At 67.2% G+C, this 17,936-nt stretch carries 15 protein-coding genes; 10 read left to right on the forward strand and 5 right to left on the reverse strand.

Annotated elements, in window-relative coordinates; genetic code table 11:
- Positions 1–64 precede the first annotated feature (64 nt).
- From leuS to holA, 5 genes are all read left to right on the forward strand, one after another.
- Complete coding sequence (gene leuS, locus AC5RWA_RS19265) at positions 65–2,593, forward strand: leucine--tRNA ligase (protein ID WP_494058697.1); 2,529 nt, start codon at positions 65–67, stop codon at positions 2,591–2,593.
- 67 nt (positions 2,594–2,660) lie between these two features.
- On the forward strand, positions 2,661–3,638 hold the full coding sequence (locus AC5RWA_RS19270; RefSeq protein ID WP_494058698.1) for a DegV family protein: 978 nt from the start codon (positions 2,661–2,663) through the stop codon (positions 3,636–3,638).
- A 48-nt stretch (positions 3,639–3,686) separates the two neighbouring features.
- The gene (locus tag AC5RWA_RS19275; RefSeq protein ID WP_494058699.1) at positions 3,687–4,625 is read left to right on the forward strand and encodes a ComEA family DNA-binding protein; all 939 of its coding nucleotides are present in this window, start codon (positions 3,687–3,689) and stop codon (positions 4,623–4,625) included.
- A 13-nt stretch (positions 4,626–4,638) separates the two neighbouring features.
- Complete coding sequence (locus AC5RWA_RS19280) at positions 4,639–6,681, forward strand: ComEC/Rec2 family competence protein (RefSeq protein WP_494058700.1); 2,043 nt, start codon at positions 4,639–4,641, stop codon at positions 6,679–6,681.
- Positions 6,615–7,631: a DNA polymerase III subunit delta gene (holA, locus tag AC5RWA_RS19285; RefSeq protein WP_494058701.1), complete on the forward strand. Its 1,017-nt coding sequence runs from the start codon at positions 6,615–6,617 to the stop codon at positions 7,629–7,631. Before AC5RWA_RS19280 ends, holA begins: the two co-directional genes overlap by 67 nt.
- 148 nt (positions 7,632–7,779) lie before the next feature.
- Here the strand turns inward: holA and rpsT are convergent, their stop codons facing one another.
- Positions 7,780–8,040 (reverse strand): 30S ribosomal protein S20, encoded by a 261-nt coding sequence (gene rpsT / locus AC5RWA_RS19290; protein WP_056739236.1) that lies wholly within the window; start codon positions 8,038–8,040, stop codon positions 7,780–7,782.
- A 168-nt stretch (positions 8,041–8,208) separates the two neighbouring features.
- Positions 8,209–8,805, reverse strand: a complete 597-nt coding sequence (locus AC5RWA_RS19295) for a type II toxin-antitoxin system PemK/MazF family toxin (RefSeq protein WP_494058702.1) — start codon at positions 8,803–8,805, stop codon at positions 8,209–8,211.
- Positions 8,806–8,978: 173 nt separating this feature from the next.
- Between AC5RWA_RS19295 and lepA the strand changes: the two genes are divergently transcribed.
- Together lepA and hemW are read left to right on the forward strand one after the other, a co-directional pair.
- On the forward strand, positions 8,979–10,832 hold the full coding sequence (lepA, locus tag AC5RWA_RS19300; protein ID WP_494058703.1) for a translation elongation factor 4: 1,854 nt from the start codon (positions 8,979–8,981) through the stop codon (positions 10,830–10,832).
- 36 nt (positions 10,833–10,868) lie between these two features.
- Positions 10,869–12,098: a radical SAM family heme chaperone HemW gene (hemW, locus tag AC5RWA_RS19305; RefSeq protein ID WP_079596182.1), complete on the forward strand. Its 1,230-nt coding sequence runs from the start codon at positions 10,869–10,871 to the stop codon at positions 12,096–12,098.
- A gap of 138 nt (positions 12,099–12,236) precedes the next feature.
- Here the strand turns inward: hemW and AC5RWA_RS19310 are convergent, their stop codons facing one another.
- Positions 12,237–12,656, reverse strand: a complete 420-nt coding sequence (locus AC5RWA_RS19310; protein ID WP_079596181.1) for a DUF4870 domain-containing protein — start codon at positions 12,654–12,656, stop codon at positions 12,237–12,239.
- Positions 12,657–12,774: 118 nt separating this feature from the next.
- The gene (locus tag AC5RWA_RS19315; protein ID WP_494058704.1) at positions 12,775–13,626 is read right to left on the reverse strand and encodes a DUF3097 domain-containing protein; all 852 of its coding nucleotides are present in this window, start codon (positions 13,624–13,626) and stop codon (positions 12,775–12,777) included.
- A gap of 176 nt (positions 13,627–13,802) precedes the next feature.
- Here AC5RWA_RS19315 and hrcA point away from each other — a divergent pair, with 176 nt between their 5' ends.
- From hrcA to AC5RWA_RS19330, 3 genes are all read left to right on the forward strand, one after another.
- Complete coding sequence (gene hrcA, locus AC5RWA_RS19320) at positions 13,803–14,816, forward strand: heat-inducible transcriptional repressor HrcA (RefSeq protein WP_494058705.1); 1,014 nt, start codon at positions 13,803–13,805, stop codon at positions 14,814–14,816.
- An 84-nt stretch (positions 14,817–14,900) separates the two neighbouring features.
- Positions 14,901–16,028 (forward strand): molecular chaperone DnaJ, encoded by a 1,128-nt coding sequence (dnaJ, locus tag AC5RWA_RS19325; protein WP_079596178.1) that lies wholly within the window; start codon positions 14,901–14,903, stop codon positions 16,026–16,028.
- A 2-nt stretch (positions 16,029–16,030) separates the two neighbouring features.
- Positions 16,031–16,810 (forward strand): 16S rRNA (uracil(1498)-N(3))-methyltransferase, encoded by a 780-nt coding sequence (locus tag AC5RWA_RS19330; protein ID WP_494058706.1) that lies wholly within the window; start codon positions 16,031–16,033, stop codon positions 16,808–16,810.
- On the opposite strand, the gene AC5RWA_RS19335 is transcribed toward AC5RWA_RS19330, so the two are convergent.
- On the reverse strand, positions 16,797–17,711 hold the full coding sequence (locus tag AC5RWA_RS19335; protein ID WP_494058714.1) for a GerMN domain-containing protein: 915 nt from the start codon (positions 17,709–17,711) through the stop codon (positions 16,797–16,799). The genes AC5RWA_RS19330 and AC5RWA_RS19335 overlap by 14 nt on opposite strands.
- Positions 17,712–17,936 lie beyond the last annotated feature (225 nt).

Raw genomic sequence — 17,936 nt, forward strand, 5'->3', positions numbered from 1 at the left:
GGCAGCAGGAGGATCAGGCCGTTATGGCAGCACAGATGCCGTAACAGAACAGAAGAGGGCAGCAGTGGGCGTTCAGCCGGAGACAGAGACCGGAACAGCAGCAACAGTGGCGGCGGATGGGCCCGAGGAGGGCACCTACAGCTTCACGGCCATGGAGGCCAAATGGCCCCAGGTGTGGGAAGACCTGAAGGTCTTCACCCCTGTCGACGACGGATCACGGGAACGCCGGTACGTGCTCGACATGTTCCCCTACCCGTCGGGTGACCTGCACATGGGCCACGCCGAAGCGTTCGCCATGGGGGACGTGGTGGCACGCTACCTGCGCCAGCAGGGCTACGACGTGCTCCACCCGATCGGCTGGGACTCCTTCGGTCTGCCTGCCGAGAACGCCGCCATCAAGCGCAACGCCCACCCGAGCGAGTGGACCTACGCGAACATCGACACCCAGGCGGCGTCCTTCAAGCGCTACGCCATCTCGGCTGACTGGTCGCGCCGGCTGCACACCTCGGACCCCGAGTACTACCGCTGGACGCAGTGGCTCTTCAAGCGGTTCTACGAGCGCGGCCTGGCGTACCGGAAGGACTCGCCGGTCAACTGGTGCCCGAAGGACCAGACTGTCCTCGCGAACGAGCAGGTTGTCAACGGAGCCTGCGAGCGCTGCGGCACCACGGTCACCAAGAAGTCGCTGAACCAGTGGTACTTCAAGATCACCGATTACGCCGACCGGCTGCTGGATGACATGGAAGAGCTGCGGGGCCACTGGCCCGAGCGGGTCCTGGCCATGCAGAAAAACTGGATCGGCCGTTCCGAAGGTGCCCACGTCAACTTCGTGATCGAGGCCGACGGCGGCAAGCCCGCCAAGGACGTCACGGTCTTCACCACCCGCCCGGACACGCTGTACGGCGCCACGTTCTTCGTGGTGGCAGCCGACGCGCCACTCGCCGTCGAACTCGTCACGGAGGAGCACGCCGCTGCCCTGGACGAATACCGCGAGAAGGTCAAGGCACTCACCGAAATCGAGCGCCAGTCCACCGAGCGGGAAAAGACCGGCGTGTTCACCGGCCGCTATGCCGTAAATCCGCTGAACGGGGAGAAGCTTCCCGTCTGGGCCGCCGATTACGTCCTGGCTGATTACGGCACGGGCGCCATCATGGCCGTCCCCGCCCACGACCAGCGCGACCTCGACTTCGCCCGCAAGTTCGACCTCCCCGTACGCGCCGTCCTGGACACCGGCGAGGAGGACCCCGCAGTCTCCGGAACCGCGACGGCAGGGGAAGGTACCCTGATCAACTCCGGCGATCTGGACGGCCTGCCCAAGTCCGAAGCCATCCCCGCCGCCATCGCCATCCTGGAAAAGCAGGGCACGGGCGAAAAGTTCGTCAACTTCCGCCTGCGCGACTGGCTGCTGAGCCGCCAGCGCTTCTGGGGCACCCCCATCCCGATCATCCACTGCCCCGCCTGCGGCGAGGTGGCAGTTCCGGACGAGCAGCTGCCCGTCACGCTTCCGGCTGACCTGCGCGGCGAGGACCTGTCGCCGAAGGGGACATCCCCGCTGGCTGCCGCCGAGGCCTGGGTCAACGTTGAATGCCCCAACTGCCACGGACCTGCCAAGCGGGACACCGACACCATGGACACGTTCGTGGACTCGTCCTGGTACTTCCTGCGTTTCGTGTCGCCGCAGTACACGGAGGGTCCCTTCGATCCGGAGAAGATCAACGACTGGATGCCGGTGGGCCAGTACGTGGGCGGCGTGGAGCACGCCATCCTGCACCTGCTGTACGCCCGGTTCTTCACCAAGGTCATCCACGACCTCGGCATGATCGACGCCGACGAGCCGTTCAGCGCCCTGCTGAACCAGGGCCAGGTGCTCAACGGCGGCAAGGCCATGAGCAAGTCCCTGGGCAACGGTGTTGACCTCGGCGAGCAGCTGGACAAGTACGGCGTGGACGCCGTCCGCCTGACCATGATCTTCGCCTCCCCGCCGGAGGACGACGTCGACTGGGCGGACGTGTCGCCGTCGGGCTCCGCGAAGTTCCTGGCCCGGGCCTGGCGGCTTGCGCAGGACGTCACCAGCCAGCCGGGTGTTGACCCCGCGGCCGGTGACCGGGCGCTGCGCTCCGTCACGCACCGGACCATTGCCGATGCCGCGGCACTGCTGGACAACAACAAGTTCAACGTGGTGGTGGCCAAGCTGATGGAGCTGGTCAACGCGACCCGCAAGACCATCGACGCCGGCGCAGGCGGGGCCGATCCTGCTGTCCGCGAGGCCGCCGAGGCCGTTGCCGTCATCCTCAGCCTCTTCGCGCCGTACACGGCCGAGGACATGTGGAACGTCCTGGGCCACCCGGCCTCTGTTGCGAACGCCGGCTGGCCTGCCCACGATGAGGCGCTGCTGGTCCAGGCGACCGTCACCGCCGTCGTCCAGGTCCAGGGCAAGGTCCGCGACAGGCTCGAAGTCTCCCCGGACATCAGCGAGGACGAACTGCGTGAACAGGCCCTGGCCAGCGAAAACGTCCAGCGCGCACTCGACGGCCGCGGCATCCGCACCGTTATTGTCCGCGCACCTAAACTGGTGAACATCGTCCCGGCCTAGCATCCAGCAAGCCGGCTCCGGCCACCGGAACAATTCCGGTGGCCGGTCACCGACACCAGGAGGCCACTTGCCCGAGAGAAACACCGCCGCCTGGACCTGGTTCCGTGCGCGCCTGGCGGGCCTCCGCACCCCACCCAGGCCGGGAGCCGCCGTCGTACGCACCGCGGTGGTGACCGACTCCGCTGCTGCACTGCCGGCGGAGTGGGTGAACGGGCTCGGAGCAGAGGGACTGCTGACGGTCATTCCGATGCCCGTGATGGTGGGGGCGGAAATTTACGGCGAGGGCGAAGACGACATCCTCGAGACCATCGCGCTGGCCCTGGCCGCAGGAAAGGCGGTGAAGACGTCGAGGCCTTCCCCGGGCCAGTTCGAGAACGCCTACCGTGCCGCCCAGCGGCTGGGATACGAGGCCGTGGTGTCCATCCACATCTCCGGGGAACTTTCCGGCACGGCTGACGCCGCGCGGCTTGCTGCTGCGCGGGTGGACATTCCCGTGGAAGTGGTTGACTCACGCACCGTCGGCATGGCCCTGGGTATGGCGGTACAGGCCGGAGTGGCGGCCGCGGCCGCAGGTGCGGACGCAGCCGGGACCGCTGCTGCCGCAGCAAGCCAGGCTGCCCGCACTAAAGTGTATTTTTACGTGCCCAGCCTTGAGCAGCTCCGCCGCGGCGGACGGATCGGCGCCGCGGCCTCCCTGGTGGGAACCATGCTCGCCATCAAGCCGATCCTGGCCGTCGATGACGGCAAGATCGTGCCGCTGGAAAAAGTGCGTTCAGCGGCCAAGGCAGTGGCGCGCCTGGAGGAAATCGTTGCTGCCGAGGCGGAAGCACGGATTGGGGCCGTGCGGCTGGCCGTCCACCACTTCGGAAACCCGGAGGAAGCCGAAAGCCTCGCCGTCCGGCTGTCGGCGGCGCTGCCCCACTGCCCGCCAGCCCAGATCAGTTCGCTGCCGGCCGTGCTGGCCGCCCATGCGGGGCTGGGGGTCCTGGCCGTCATCGTGGGCCAGGAACCTGCCGGGGCTGATGCGGCGCAACTGTCCACATAGCCGCCGCCGGTCCTGTTGCCGGGGGACCGGTGTCCCTAGCGTGAAGGGATGTCACGCCGGGATGCTGGAGCAGCAGGTCATCAGGCGCGCCATGCCAGGGACAGGCTGCAGGCCACCCTTGGGCCCGGCCCCGGGGGCCTCCTGCTGGAAGGGAGGGGGGAGCAGGCGTTTGAATACCTGGGCCCGGAGCAGGGGGACTCGGACGGCCACGAGGGGCACGGGAACGGTGAAGGCCCCGAATCTCTTGGCTCCTCGAAGGTGGGGCCCGTGCTGCGGTGGCGGGTGGGCATGCGCGTCGCCATCCTCCTGGGAATCCTTGCCGTAGCTGCGGGGGCGCTGTTCTGGTGGCAGACCGCATCCGGGCGGCCGGAAACCCTGCCCCTGAGCGGAATCAGTCCGGGCGGCACCGAAGCGACAGGCGGGGACGCAGCGATAGAAGGTGCCGGGGAGCCGGAGGCCGACGCGCAGCCTGGCGGTGGCGTGGAGCCTGGGGGAGGGGACCCCTCGGCCCGTGATCCGTCCCCCGGCACGGTGGTGGTCCATGTCGCCGGTGCCGTGGCCAGCCCGGGCGTGGTCCACCTGCCCGCCGGAAGCCGTGTCCACGAGGCCATCGCGGCCGCCGGGGGCGGAACCCCGGATGCCGACCTGAACCGCCTCAACCTTGCCCTTGTTGTCGAGGACGCCCAGAAGATCCACGTCCCGCGGCACGGGGAAGCAGCTCCGGCGGGACCGGAGAGTGCAGGAACCCCTGATCCCGGTGCCGGCGCAGGTGGGGCTGCGGGCGCACCGGCGGGCTCGAAAATCAATATCAACACGGCGGAGGCCGCCGAACTTGATGCCCTGCCCAAGGTGGGCCCCGTGCTGGCCCAGCGGATCGTGGACTGGCGCAAGGAACATGGAGCGTTCAAGAGTATCGAGGAACTGGACGCCGTTGACGGCGTGGGGCCCAAGATGCTTGAGGCGTTGCTGCCCCTGGTGACCGTATGAAGCGGGACAGGCCATGAACGGCAGCCGGATGGGCAGCGGCGGAGGGCAGCGGAGGCCCAGCCCCTGGAGCCGCTACGTGGAGTCAGCCGTCCGGGGCGGGGCGGCTGATGCTCCCTCCGTCGAAGTGGATGCGGGAGGGGACCGGGCCCCGTTGCCTGCCCGGGATGCCCTGACCGACCGCCCGGGTAAGCGCCCTCTGGGACAGCCGGCGCCCCGCCCCGCAGGGCCACATCGCCGGGATTTCCGTGAATACGGCGGAAGGCTTTCTGAATTCGCCCGGGAGCGGGCCGGCACCAAGGGAGCGGGACAGGGGAACGACGCCGGCAGTGAGGCCCCGCGGCGCCGCACCGACGTGCGCCTCGCATTGCCGGCCGCCATGGTCTGGGGTGCATCCATCGCGGGGCTGTGGCTGACGCCGTCTGTCCTGGCTGTGCTGTGTATCGGGTTGCTTGCCCTGGCGGCACTTCTGCTGGTTCGGCTTTCACGGCTCGCCGGCCGCACACCTGCCAGGCGAAGCTTCCTCGCCACCACTGCTGTGGCCTGCGTGCTGGCCGCTGCCGCCGCAGCACACTCCTCCACAGCATCAAGCCAGCGCTTCGAGGGTCCCTTGGCCGCGGCCATAGCCTCGGGCAAGTCCGTTGTGGCCGTCGTCGAGGTGGCCGGGGCGCCGCGTGCCCTGGACGCGCCCGGGCAGGCAGGGCCGCCGGCGCGCTGGTCGGTTCCGGTCTGGACACGGGAGGTGACCACGGGCGGGATGTTGCTCCGGACCCGCGCGCAGTTGGTGGTGATGGGCGGCGACACGTGGGCAACGCTGGTCCCCGGGCAATCCGTCCGCGCCACCGGAAAGCTTCGGCCTCCGGATCCTGGGCGACAGGAGGCAGGCACCCTTACCGCCTCATCCGCACCGGGCATGCCTACCGGCGGGGAGGGGCTGGAGGGCGCGGCCAAGGATTTGCGTACGCGCTTTGTTGCGGCCTCGGCCTTTCTGTCGCCTGATGCCGCAGGCCTGCTCCCGGGAATGGTCACAGGGGATACCAGCGCCCTGGATGAGGGGCTGGAGAACTCCATGAAAGCGGTGGGCATGACGCACCTGACGGCGGTCAGCGGGGCCAACTGCAGCCTGGTTCTCGGTGCCGTCCTTCTCGCCTGCCGGCGGTTCCGCCTGCCGCGCATTCCTGCGGCGGCGGTTGCCCTCACCGTTTTGGGGCTGTTCGTGGTGCTGGTGGGCCCGGATGCGAGTGTCCTGCGGGCAGCCTTAATGGGGGCCGTGGGGGTGGCTGCGTTGGCGGGAGGCCGCTCCGGCCGGGGACTGAGCTTCCTCTGCCTGGCCGTTATGGGATTACTCCTCCTGGACCCCGGGCTTGGCGGCAGTTTCGGCTTCCTGCTGTCGGTTCTCGCGACGCTCGGGATTATCGTCCTGGGCCGGCGCATCATCGAGTGGGCGCCTGCTGCAGTTCCCCGCTGGGCAGCTGCAGCCGTGGCGGTCCCGTTGTCTGCCCAGCTGCTGTGCGGGCCGGTGATTGTGCTGCTGCAGCCCCAGTTCTCCACGTATTCGCTCCTGGCCAACGTGGTCGCTTCGCCGCTGGTGGCGCCCGTGACGTTGCTGGGGACAGCAGCCGTTCCCCTTGTTGTCCTGGCACCCTGGCTGGCCACCGTGCTGATCGCCGTGGCGGGAACGTTCAGCGCCGGGGTTGCCGGCACGGCGCGGATCGCCGCCCGGCTTCCCGGCTCCGCCCTTGCCTGGCCCGAGGGCGTGCCCGGGCTGCTGTCCATGGTGCTTTTTTCGGTTCTGACAGTGAGTGTTGTGTGGGCGGTGGCCCGGCCCCGGCAGGCCGTGGACCTGGTTCTCGCTTCGCACCGGCACACGGTGGTGCTCCTTGCACTGCTGGAGCGGCACGTCGCTGCCGTCCGTGCCCGCTGCGGCTTTGACCGCGGGCCTGGACGTGGCAGGCTGGGATACTCCACAAAACTTTCCGGAAGGAACCCCCGATGGCCGCTGCGCAAAAGCGAGCAACCCGTTCCCCGGCGTCGAATGCCGCCACCTGGCGTGACGTAACCCCTGCCGCCGTCGTCCTGGTCAGCGGGCCTGAGGAATACCTGGGCATCAGGGCCATGGACACGATCCGTGCGCAGGTCCGGGCAGCGGCTCCGGATGTGGAAGTGAGCCGCATCAATGCGGCAGGCTACGAGGCCGGGACGCTGCTGATGCAGGTCAGCCCGTCACTGTTCGGTGAAAGCAAACTGATCGAGGTGGAAGGCGTCGAAGCCATGAACGACGCCTTCCTCGCTGACGCCCTTCGGTACCTGGACCATACGGAACCGGACGCCGTGCTGGTCCTGCGGCACGCCGGGGGAACGCGCGGCAAAAAGCTCCTGGACGCCATCAAGGAGGCCGGCTGGCCCGTGGTTGACTGCCAGCCCCTGAAAAAGGACGCCGACAAGATGGCGTTCGTTTCCGCCGAATTCAAGACCGCAGGGCGCCGTATTGAACAGGAAGCCGTCCTTGCCCTCGTCAACGCGGTGGGAGCCAACCTTTCCGAGCTCGCGGCCGCATGCAGCCAACTGGTGGCGGACGCCGGCACCACAGTGACGTCGGAAGTGGTGGACCGCTACTACGGAGGGCGGATCGAGGCCACCGCATTCAAGGTGGCAGATGCCGCGATGGCAGGCAACGGCCCCTTGGCGCTGTCCACGCTCCGCCACGCACTCGCTACCGGCGCCGACCCCGTTCCGCTCGTGGCAGCCCTCGCCGCCAAACTGCGCACCGTAGCCCGGGTGGCGGGAGCCTCCGGTTCCTCAGCCCAGATCGCGTCGGAACTGGGAATGCAGCCCTGGCTGGTGGAACAGGCCCAACGCGACGTCCGCCGCTGGACACCGGAGGGATTGGTCCGCTCCATCCAGGCAACTGCCGAAGCCGACGCCCAGGTCAAGGGATTGTCCCGCGACCCGGTGTACGCGGTAGAGCATGCCGTGACGGTGATAGCGATGTCCGTCCAGGGCAGGTAACGCGTCCCCGCGCCCGTGCACGCGGGGGGGGCCGCTGACCCGGTTCCCGCGCCCGCTTCACGGTGCTGCTGTTTATTGGTGCTTAAAGATGTGTGGCCGGTACCCGAGGGTACCGGCCACAACCATCAGTTCGAACGAACTGGAAACCTTAGAGTGCGTTGACCTTCTTGGAGATCGCCGACTTGCGGTTCGCTGCGTTGTTCTTGTGCAGAACACCCTTGCTGACAGCCTTGTCCAGCTTGCGGCTGGCAGTAACCAGGGCAGCAGCAGCTGCATCCTTGTCCGTGGACTCAACGGCGGTGTTGACGGCGCGGATGGCCGTCTTCAGCTCGGACTTGACTGCGTTGTTGCGCAGGCGTGCCTTCTCGTTGGTGAGGATGCGCTTCTTCTGGGACTTGATATTCGCCACGTGTGAACTCTCTTTTTAATGCGGAAATGGTCTAGAGGGCTTTCAGATTGGCCATTGACTGAGCGGCGTGGGGATACCTATGGCGGCCAACCATCAGTGGCCGTCGACCTGCACGGACACACAGCTATAAAGAATAGCAGGTCAGGCGCCGGACTGGCCATTTTGCCGTTAAGACCAGCCGTGTCGCCGCCGCAGCCCGGCTGCCACGCTGTCGAAGCGCCTCCGGTCCAGGACCGCGCCTTCCCGCCGGATGCTGTCCGGCCTGATCTGCAGGACGCGGTCAAGCCTGGCCTCACTCGGCCGGCCCTGCCGGTCCCAGCCTCCCTTGCCCAGGTCCACATAATCGCTGGAGGCCGACGCGGCGGGAATGCGGTCGCGGCTGGTGAGCATCAGCCCCAGCAGGTAGGGCCCGCTGCGCCCCACCAGGAGGACCGGGCGGTCCTTCCCGCGGGTGTGGTCTTCTTCGTACGGAACCCACGCCCACACCACCTCGCCCGGATCAGGCGCACCATCGGGCTGCGGCGCATAAGAGACTTTTGACCGCCCCTGGAAATCGCCGGGGTAGGCGTCCCCGGGCCGGCCCGCGGCAACTGCACCGGGGGAAGCTGCATTCCGGGAACCAGACTTCTTGGACGTGGAACCCCGGGTAGCGCGGACCGGTGCGGGGCGGGGGCCGGCGGGTGGTGTTGCCCGTCCTGCCTTCCGCAGCAGCCGGAGGCCGCTTCCGACGGCGTTTCCCAGGGAACGGAGGAGGTTGATAACCATCCCGCCACCCTATAGCGGGCGGTGCGCCGGGGAATGACGGCAGATCGGGCATGGAATGCAGTGCCACAGGTCCGGACGTGGGACACTGGATGTTCCAGATGTGCGGCTCAACCGCAGGGGCCTTTTGCAGTGCCCCGGCGGTGCCGCGTGAATGCCAACAGTAAGGACCCTGCGTGTCTCCCATGGCCCGCACCGCCCCGGTGCCCGCCGCGACAGATCCGGCCCTCATTCGGAACTTCTGCATCATCGCGCACATTGACCACGGTAAGTCCACCCTGGCAGACCGCATGCTGCAGTTCACCGGCGTCGTTCAGTCCCGCGACATGAAGGCCCAGTACCTGGACCGGATGGACATTGAACGCGAGCGCGGCATCACCATCAAGTCCCAGGCAGTCCGCATGCCCTGGGAACTCGACGGCACCAGTTACGCGCTGAACATGATCGACACCCCCGGCCACGTGGACTTCACCTACGAGGTTTCCCGCTCGCTGGCCGCCTGCGAAGGGGCGATCCTCCTGGTGGACGCAGCCCAGGGTATTGAGGCCCAGACCCTCGCCAACCTGTACCTGGCGATGGAAAACAACCTCACGATCATTCCGGTCCTGAACAAGATCGACCTCCCGGCAGCCCAGCCCGAGAAGTACGCGGCGGAACTTGCCAGCCTGATTGGCGGAGATCCGGAGGACGTGCTTCGCGTCTCGGGAAAGACCGGCATCGGCGTTGAAGCCCTGCTGGACAAGATTGTCCGCGACCTGCCGGCCCCCGAAGGCGACGCAAACGCCCCCGCCCGTGCAATGATCTTCGACTCCGTCTATGACACCTACCGCGGCGTGGTCACCTATGTCCGCGTGGTGGACGGCATGCTCCACCCCCGCGAACGCATCCAGATGATGTCCACGCGGGCCACGCACGAACTCCTTGAGATCGGCGTCAGCTCACCGGAGCCCACACCCTCCAAGGGCCTGGGCGTCGGCGAAGTGGGCTACCTCATCACCGGGGTGAAGGATGTCCGCCTGTCCAAGGTGGGCGACACCGTCACCAACCTCGCCAAGCCGGCGGCTGACTCCCTGCCCGGCTACGCCGATGCCAAGCCGATGGTCTTCTCGGGCCTGTACCCGCTGGACGGCACGGACTATCCGGTGCTCCGCGATGCGCTGGAGAAGCTGATGCTCAACGACGCCGCCCTCGTGTACGAACCTGAAACGTCCGCTGCCCTGGGCTTCGGTTTCCGCGTGGGCTTCCTCGGCCTGCTCCACCTGGAAATCACCCGGGAGCGGCTGGAACGTGAATACAACCTGGACCTCATCTCCACTGCCCCGAACGTGGAATACGAGGTGACGCTGGAGGACAAGAAGGTGGTCCATGTGACCAACCCCAGCGAATACCCCTCCGGCAAAATCTCCGAGGTCCGCGAGCCCATGGTCTCCGCAACCATCTTGGCCCCAAATGAGTTTGTCGGCGCCATCATGGAGCTGTGCCAGAGCCGCCGCGGCGTGATGGGCGGCATGGACTACCTGTCCGAGGACCGGGTGGAAATCCGGTACCGCCTGCCGCTCGCCGAGATCGTGTTCGACTTCTTTGACATTCTCAAGTCCAAGACCCGCGGTTACGGTTCCCTGGACTGGAAGGCCGACGGCGACCAGGTGGCCGACCTGGTGAAGGTGGACATCATGCTCCAGGGTGAGCAGGTGGATGCCTTCTCCGCCATCACCCACCGCGACAAGGCCTACTCCTACGGGGTCATGATGACCACCAAGCTGCGCGAACTCATTCCCCGCCAGCAGTTCGAGGTGCCCATCCAGGCCGCCATCGGCTCCCGGATCATTGCCCGCGAAAGCATCCGCGCCATCCGCAAGGACGTCCTGGCCAAGTGCTACGGCGGTGACATCTCCCGTAAGCGCAAACTGCTGGAGAAGCAAAAGGAAGGCAAGAAGCGCATGAAGATGGTGGGCCGCGTCGAGGTCCCGCAGGAGGCCTTCATCGCCGCACTCACCACCGACGAATCCAAGGACAAGGCCAAGAAGTAGTGATGATGGTGGCCGGACATAACCAGGGCCGCAACGATGCCTAGCGTTCTTCCACTCGGCGACCCGGCGCCGTCGGACGGACTGCTGCCTGCCCAGGCGGCAGAAGGTGCGGCGGACCGGGCGTTCGGGTTGTACGTACACATTCCGTTCTGCGCCGTACGTTGTGGTTACTGCGACTTCAATACCTACACCGCCACTGAACTGGGCGGCGGTGCGTCGCAGGATGCCTACGCCCAAACCGCGGCGTCCGAGGTGGCGCTGGCGGCCAAGGTGCTGGCCGGGTCGGGGATCCCCGACCGGAAGCTCAGCACCGTCTTCTTCGGCGGCGGCACTCCCACGCTGCTTCCCGCGGACGACCTTGCCCTGATTCTTCGGACGGCCATCGACCAGTGGGGGATCGAGGACGGCGCCGAAGTCACCACGGAGGCCAATCCCGACTCCGTCACGCCCGAATCCCTCGCCATTTTGAAGGAGGCCGGATTCACCCGGATCTCGTTCGGCATGCAGTCGGCTGTTCCGCATGTGCTCAAGGTCCTGGACCGGACGCACACGCCCAGCCGGGTGCCGGAGGTTGTGCAGTGGGCGCGCGAGGCGGGTCTCGCCGTCAGCCTGGACCTGATCTATGGAACGCCGGGGGAGTCCCTGGCCGACTGGCGCCACACCCTGGAAACGGCATTGTCGTACGGTCCGGACCACATCAGCGCTTACGCGCTGATCATCGAGGACGGCACCAAGCTGGCTGCCCAGATCCGCCGTGGGGAGGTACCCGGAATCGACGACGACGACCATGCGGACAAGTACGAGCTCGCCGATGAGCTGATCACCAAAGCCGGGCTGGGCTGGTACGAAGTCAGCAACTGGGCCCGTACCCCGGACCATGCCTGCCGCCACAACCTCGCCTACTGGCGCGGGGACGACTGGTGGGGGATCGGCCCCGGCGCGCACTCCCACATGGGCGGTGTCCGCTGGTGGAACGTCAAGCACCCCACTGCCTACGCCGGCCGCCTGGCGCAGGGCCTGTCCCCGGCCGCAGGCAGGGAGACCCTGGACCTGGAAACCCGGAACATCGAGCGCGTCATGCTGGAAGCCCGCCTTCAGGCCGGGCTTGAGGTGGCCGCCCTGAGCGCCGTGGGTCGCCATGAGATTGCCGGGCTGATTGCCGACGGCCTGGTGGACCCGGCCGCGGCGTTCCGGGGGAAACTGGTCCTCACCCTCAAGGGACGCCTGCTGGCTGACGCCGTGGTCCGCCGCATCCTGCCCGAGTAACCCACTAAACCAACACGGGGTCACTCCCTGCCCAAAAACGCGTGGTTGTTGGGTAGGGAGTGACCCTCCCCACCCGCACCCTGACCTCGCAAGCTCGGCCAGGGAACCCCGCGGGTGTGGCCCCCTGTTGCTGGAACGCTACTTGATCCAGCGAAGGTTGTACGGGTAGCGGTGCGGCTGGCCGCGGTTGACGTGGATGCCGGCGGCCACGGAGAAGCAGGTCAGGGCGATCCAGATGAGGGTCGCGATCACGGCAAAAATGTTGCCGATCACGGGGATGAACACCAGGATATTGGCCACCACGGCCGCGATGGTGGGCGGAAGGCTGAAGTTGAGGGCTTCCTTGGACTCCTGGGCGGTGAACGGTCCACGGTCCCTGAAAATGAGGAAGATCAGCAGGGCAGGAACGCAGCCGAGGATCCCGCCAAAGTGCGCCAGCGTGGCCCACTGCCGGTCCTCGCCCGCCGTCAGGGGCAGCGCATTCGCCGGGACGCCGTGGTATTCCGAGCGGCCCGCGCCGCCCTGGCTGTCCCTGTGATCACGTGCGTTTTCTGACACAGTCTGTTCCTTCGAGAGTGCAAATGGTGCGAATGCCGGTGGTTGGGTGCGGGCCTGCCCCTTTTTCACAGGCACCGCAGTACCAAGAATACTGGCTATCCGGGTGTTGGCTGCCCAATCAGGGAACAGTGAGGAAGTCGATCACTTCCTCAACCCGCCCCAGCAGGGATGCTTCCAGGTCTGCATAGCTGCGGACGGCCCCCAACAGCTTCTGCCATCCCAGCCCGATGTCTTCCTTCGTGTCGTGCGGCCAGCCGAAAGCGGCCAGGATCCCGGTCTTCCAGTCCTGCCCGCGCGGCACAACGGGCCACTTCTCGATGCCGAGGACAGCGGGCCGGATGGCCTGCCACACGTCCACGTACGGATGGCCCACGATGAGCACGTTCCCGGCCGCGCCGGGAGACGCCATGACGGCATCGGCAATACGCGACTCCTTGGAGTCCGGCACCAGGTGGTCCACGAGCACGCCCAGGCGCCGTCCCGGTCCGGGCCGGAAGTCGGCCACTGCGCCGGCCAGGTCGTCAATGCCGTGCAGGGGTTCGACGACGATGCCCTCCACCCGGAGGTCGTCTCCCCACACTTTTTCCACCAGTTCGGCGTCGTGCTTTCCCTCCACCCAGATGCGGCTGGCCTTGGCTACCTGTGCGCGCTGGCCGGCAACCCGCACGGAGCCGGAGGCAGTCCTTCCGGCGGCGGGGCCGGCCGTCGCCGGACGGGGTGCCGGGGGCATCAGGCGGATTGCGCGGCCTTCGAGGAGGAAACCGAAGCCCAGCCGGAAGGTCCGTGACTTCCCGCGGCGGTCCTCGAGGACCACCACGTGCATTCCGCCGGACTTTTCCACCCGGGTGACGGCGCCGACCCAACCGGACTGGACGTCCTCCAGCACCATGCCGCGCTCAACCGGCACTTCGGGCAATTGGGTCCGGACGGGCGCGGACATGTCCCGGGGGCCCCAGTTCTGGTAATCCATGGATCGACTCCGCCTAGCGCTAGATCAGTGCACCGGAATTTCGCCCGGAGCGGTACCAATGCTAACAACGGCCCGAGGCATAATAGACTGTTAGCACTTAGGCATGTCGAGTGCTAACCCTGGTGGTGGCGCGGTGCGGGCGGCACGGCCGCCCTGACCCTGGATGGAGGTGGAGTGTGAGCGAGCCACGCAAGCTGGAAGTACTGCGGGCCATCGTGGAGGACTACGTCCACTCCCGCGAGCCGGTGGGATCCAAGGCCCTGGTCGAGAGGCATCATCTCGGCGTCTCCAGTGCGACAATCCGCAACGATATGGCGGCGCTGGAGGACGAGGGCCTGATCACCGCCCCGCACACCAGCGCGGGCCGGATTCCCACGGACAAGGGCTACCGTCTGTTCGTCGACCAGATTTCGGCCGTCAAACCCCTGTCGCAGGCCGAGCGCCGGGCCATCCAGTCGTTGCTGGAGGGCTCGGACGACCTTGACGACGTCCTGGACCGAACGGTCCGCCTGCTGTCGCAGCTGACCAACCAGGTAGCGGTTGTCCAGTATCCGCACCTGAGCCGTGCCCTGATCCGGCACATCGAATTCGTCCTGCTTGCTCCCCGCAAGGTGCTGGTGGTGCTCATTGCGAACAGCGGCAAGGTGGAACAGCGGGTCATCGACGTCGGGCAGGACCTGGGGGACGACGCCCTGGCCGCCTTGCGGACCCGGTTCCTGGGTTCCCTTTCAGGAACGCCGCTGGGCCAGCTGGCCCAGTCACTTCCGGCCGTGGTGTCGGCGGTCAGTCCCGGCCAGAGGCTGGCCGCGCAGGCGCTGGCCCACGGGCTGGAGGTGCTGGCGCACAGCAGCCGTGAGGACCGGATGGTGATGGCGGGAACGGCGAACCTTGCACGGTCCAACGTCGATTTCCCGCTCAGCATCGGCCCCGTCCTGGAAGCCCTTGAGGAGCAGGTGGTCATGCTGCGGCTCCTGAGCGAGATGGCGCAGGACCACCGCGGCGTGGCCGTCAGCATCGGCCGCGAGAACCCCTACGACGGCCTTTCCGAGGCGTCCGTCGTGGCCACGGGATACGGCCCGGACAGCACGGCCAAGATTGGCGTGCTGGGGCCGACGCGCATGGACTACCCCACCACCATGGCCGCCGTCAGGGCTGTTGCCCGTTACCTTTCCCGGATACTGGGACCCTGACCGGCGGTCCCGGCGCTTAGGCAGCCGGAACCACGGGCAGGGCACCCCGCATGCAGGCAGTACAACAAGGAAGAGATACGAACTTTGAGCAGCCACTATGACGTCCTTGGAGTCTCACCGGAGGCCACCGGCGAAGAAATCAAGAAGGCCTACCGCAAGCTGGCCCGGACCCTGCACCCGGACGTTAACCCGGGTGAGGACGCCGCAGACCGCTTCAAGGCAGTAACCCACGCGTACGAGGTCCTTTCCGACCCCCAAAAGCGGCGCGTCTATGACACCACCGGCAATGAAAACGGTACGGACAACGGATTCGGCGGCGGCAGCTACGCCGGCCAGGGCTTCGCGTTCCAGGACATCTTTGACACGTTCTTTGGCGCCGGCGGCTCCACCGGGCCTGCCTCCCGTGTCCGCCGCGGACAGGACGCCCTCATCAGTGTCCGGATCGACCTCCGCGATGCGGTGTTCGGCGTCAACAAGAAACTCGAAGTGGACACCGCGGTCACCTGCCCCACCTGCGAGGGATCATGCTGCCGGCCCGGCACCCACCCCGAACGGTGTGACATCTGCGGAGGCAGCGGCCAGGTCCAGCGGGCCGTTCGCTCCATCCTGGGCCAGGTCATGACGGCTGCGCCCTGCGGCAGCTGCGAAGGCTTCGGCACGGTCATCAAGGACCCCTGCAACGAATGCAGCGGCCAGGGACGGATCCGGAGCCGCCGGTCCCTGACCATCAAGGTTCCCGCCGGCGTGGCCACCGGCACCCGGATCCAGCTCTCCGGCCAGGGCGAGGCCGGGCCCGCCGGCGGACCCTCCGGTGACCTTTACGTGGAAATCCGCGTCAACAATGACGCCACCTACGTCCGCGACGGAGACGACCTGCACGCCACGCTGAACATCCCCATGACGGCCGCAGCGCTGGGTACAGAGGTAAGCCTTGAGACCTTCGACGGGACCCAGGAAATCGACGTCAAGCCCGGAACGCAGTCCGGTGAGATCATCACCCTCCGCGGCCTCGGCGTTACCCACCTGCGCGGCTACGGCCGCGGCGACCTGAAGGTGCACCTGCAGGTTGAGACCCCCGCGAAGCTGGATGCCGCCCAGGAGGACCTCCTGCGGCAGCTCGCCAAGATGCGCGGCGAGCAGATCACCGAGGGCAAACTCGCTGCCAGCGGCGGCATGTTCGCCAAACTCCGGGATCGCCTCGGTAACCTGTAGCGGTGAGCAACCCCGTCTTCTTCACTCCCGCCGGGTCCCTGGACGGCGTCGCGCCCGCGACGCGGTTCATCCTGGAAGGACCCGAAGCCAGGCACGCTGTTGCGGTTAAACGGCTGTCACCCGGTGAAGCTGTGGACATTGTCGACGGTGCCGGCACGCGGATGAGCGGACGCGTCACCGCGGCTTCTTCCTCGGCTCTGGAGGTCGAGTGCACGTCGGTGGCCTTCGAAGACCGCCCCGATGTCCGGCTGGTCCTGGTCCAGGCGCTTGCGAAGGGCGACCGGGACGAGCTGGCCATCGAAACGGCGACAGAGCTCGGAATCGACGCCGTCATTCCGTGGCAGTCCGAGCGTTCCATCGTGCGCTGGAAAGGTGACCGGGCCGCCAAGGCCCACGCCAAATGGCAGTCTGTTGTGACTGCGGCGGCCAAGCAGGCACGCCGGGCCTGGGTTCCCGAGGTCCGGCCCGCTGTCGACACAGCCGCCCTGTCCGCGGCCGTCGAAGCCGCCGGCCTGGCTGTCATCCTTCATGAGGACGCCGTGCGGCCACTGCGAAACGTCCTCGAAGCATGGGATGGAGCGGGGGGAGCGGCGCCCCGGGAAGTGCTCCTGATCGTGGGACCCGAAGGCGGCATCAGCCCCCGCGAAGTCACGAAACTCTGCGACAAGGGCGCCGTGACAGCACTCCTGGGCCACCACGTCCTGCGCTCATCAACGGCCGGGCCTGCCGCCGTCGTCCTTGCCAGCGACATCCTGGGCCGCTGGAAGGCTACCGCACCTTAAAGGCCCGTGTGTCCTCGTACTGGTCCGGCTGGTCGCCAGTGCCCGCCTGGGAGACCCGCAGCTCGTAGTCACCTGGCGGCAGGTTGAGCGCCAGGGTGAACACCCCGGCCTGTCCCTGTTCAGCAGACGCGGTGGTCTCGCCCGTGAGGAACGGCTCCTTGGCGCCGTTGTCCCTGGACTGGAGGATCTGCCAGCGGAGCTTGCCGCCTGCCGTTGTGTTGCGCCCGGTGATCTTGACGCTGCCGCCGCCCACTTCCACGTTTTCCTGGGGGTCAATAATCCAGACGGGTGCAACAAGGCCTGCGGTCCGCGTCATCAGGGCGCCCAGCTGGATGTGGTCAAAGGCCACGTAGTCCGTATGTCCGTCCACCAGGATGCGCACCCGGATCTGCTGGCCCGAGTCGATCAGTCCTGAGCTGGCAGCCGCGGCCGTCGCCGTATACACCAGCTGCTGGATGGCCCGGGCAGCCATGTCGGCGTCGAGATTGCTGTTGAATGCATCCTCGGACACATCAACAGTGATGACGTCCTTGCCCGAAATCGACGTGGCGAGCTGGCTCGGGTTCTGCCAGGGGGTAAAAAAATCAGGGTCGAGGGGTTTGTCGGACATCATGGCCCGCAGTGCCCGGGTCACCGGATTTTCCTGGTCCGGGACATCCCGGAATTCCCGGTAAAGGAAAACCCCGCTGTCGCTGCGGCCGATCCAGTACACCGGCGCCTTGTTGGAGGACTGGGTGGTTTCCAGCGGCGCGCTGGTGGACGGAGGCTGTGCGGTGCCCGAGGCGGCCGGACCTGTGAGCGGCGTGGCGGTGGGTGACGGTCCCGCTTCGGCAATGCAGCCCGTCAGGGCAGGGACGGCAACAAGGACACCGGCAAGCACAAGTGCGCGCGCGCGGCCCAGGGCACGGGCGGCGCCCTTGGGCGCAGCGGTTTCCGGCACTTTTGTTGCCTGTCCTTTCCTTGCATGGAGGGCCGATCCCCGGGCGGCCTGGTGTTCCAGCTGCAGCTGGATTTCCAGCATGGCACAACGCGCGGGGCCCAAGAGCCGCGGAGCGGCACTGGCGGCCAACTGCAACGGGAACGATATGAGGCCGATATGAAGTTGATATCTTACGACGCAACCGCC

The sequence above is a fragment of the Arthrobacter sp. 210 2 genome (assembly GCF_059093025.1).

Bases quoted from the DNA above. Each gene is read 5' to 3' on its own strand.
- AC5RWA_RS19275 (WP_494058699.1), top strand. From the start codon at position 3,687: ATGTCACGCCGGGATGCTGGAGCAGCAGGTCATCAGGCGCGCCATGCC.
- AC5RWA_RS19280 (WP_494058700.1), top strand. From the start codon at position 4,639: ATGAACGGCAGCCGGATGGGCAGCGGCGGAGGGCAGCGGAGGCCCAGC.
- holA (WP_494058701.1), top strand. From the start codon at position 6,615: ATGGCCGCTGCGCAAAAGCGAGCAACCCGTTCCCCGGCGTCGAATGCC.
- AC5RWA_RS19295 (WP_494058702.1), bottom strand. From the start codon at position 8,805: ATGGTTATCAACCTCCTCCGTTCCCTGGGAAACGCCGTCGGAAGCGGC.
- hemW (WP_079596182.1), top strand. From the start codon at position 10,869: ATGCCTAGCGTTCTTCCACTCGGCGACCCGGCGCCGTCGGACGGACTG.
- AC5RWA_RS19315 (WP_494058704.1), bottom strand. From the start codon at position 13,626: ATGGATTACCAGAACTGGGGCCCCCGGGACATGTCCGCGCCCGTCCGG.